Here is a 916-nt window from a genome sequence, read left to right as displayed (position 1 = left end):
GCAGCTGAATTAATGCATAGGCTAAACATAAGGCACCTAGTAGTTGTTGATGAGAATAATAATCCAGTGGGCGTAATCTCGATAGGAGATATTGTAGGTGAGTCAACTAGGTTAAAGGCACTTGCTGAACAAGGGGTAAGTAGTGATGATGAGGAGCCAATACCATGCACTGATTAATCCATTACATTGAACAAACATTGCTTCTCTAAAGAGATAAAATTATTAATTTCTTTCAATGAATTCAAGGCTGGTGGCATTCAGGTAAGTATTTAATCCTCTAATGGGAGGGGTCATTTAAAGTTTATAAAACTAGGGGATTAGGACTCACCGTGCCGCATAGGTCTAGGCATAAGCGTGGTAGTAGTGGATCAGTTAGGCCAGCAACTAAGACAATACCACCGTGGTTAAGCTACAGTCCCGAGGATATAGAGAGGCTTGTGGTTGAGTTGGCTAGGAGGGGGTTCACCCCATCATTAATAGGTGTTATACTTAGGGATCAATACGGTATACCACTGGTTAAGGTTGTTACTAATAAGAGGGTTACTGAGATACTTGAGGAGAATGGGCTTAAGCCCCAGATACCTGAGGACTTAATGGCATTAATCAGGAGGGCTATCAACATTAGGAGGCATCTTGAGGAGCATCCTAAGGATATGTCAGCCAAGAAAGGCTTAATGTTAACTGAATCCAAGATACATAGATTAGTTAAGTACTATAAGAGAACTGGCATTCTTCCAGCTGACTTCACCTATAGCCCGGAGAGGTTTGCAATGGCCACGTAAAAAGCATGAATTAAACAACTATACTATTATAGTAACAGTTAAAAGGATTAGAGGCCAACCAGTTTATGCAGTATGTTAGGCTTGGTTGGTCTGGTGGTAAGGTTTCGCAATTATGTTTAGGTACGTGACATCTT

2 protein-coding genes are annotated in these 916 nt (G+C 40.9%); both read left to right on the top strand.

Features of this window, described 5'->3' with window-relative positions:
• Positions 1-12: 12 nt before the first annotated feature.
• Positions 13-177: a CBS domain-containing protein gene (locus BP896_RS09925; RefSeq protein ID WP_414633190.1), complete on the top strand. Its 165-nt coding sequence runs from the start codon at positions 13-15 to the stop codon at positions 175-177.
• A gap of 152 nt (positions 178-329) precedes the next feature.
• A complete protein-coding gene (locus BP896_RS07270) occupies positions 330-782 on the top strand; it encodes a 30S ribosomal protein S15 (protein ID WP_291767136.1) in 453 nt (150 codons plus the stop codon).
• Positions 783-916: the final 134 nt, after the last annotated feature.

It is taken from the genome of Caldivirga sp. UBA161 (genome assembly GCF_002506515.1).
GTDB lineage: Archaea > Thermoproteota > Thermoprotei > Thermoproteales > Thermocladiaceae > Caldivirga.
The sequence above is the reverse complement of the archived record's forward strand: the minus strand, read 5'-3'. Positions and strand labels throughout refer to the sequence as shown.

Coding starts and splice junctions, on each gene's coding strand:
- BP896_RS09925 (WP_414633190.1), top strand. CDS start 13: ATGCATAGGCTAAACATAAGGCACCTAGTAGTTGTTGATGAGAATAAT.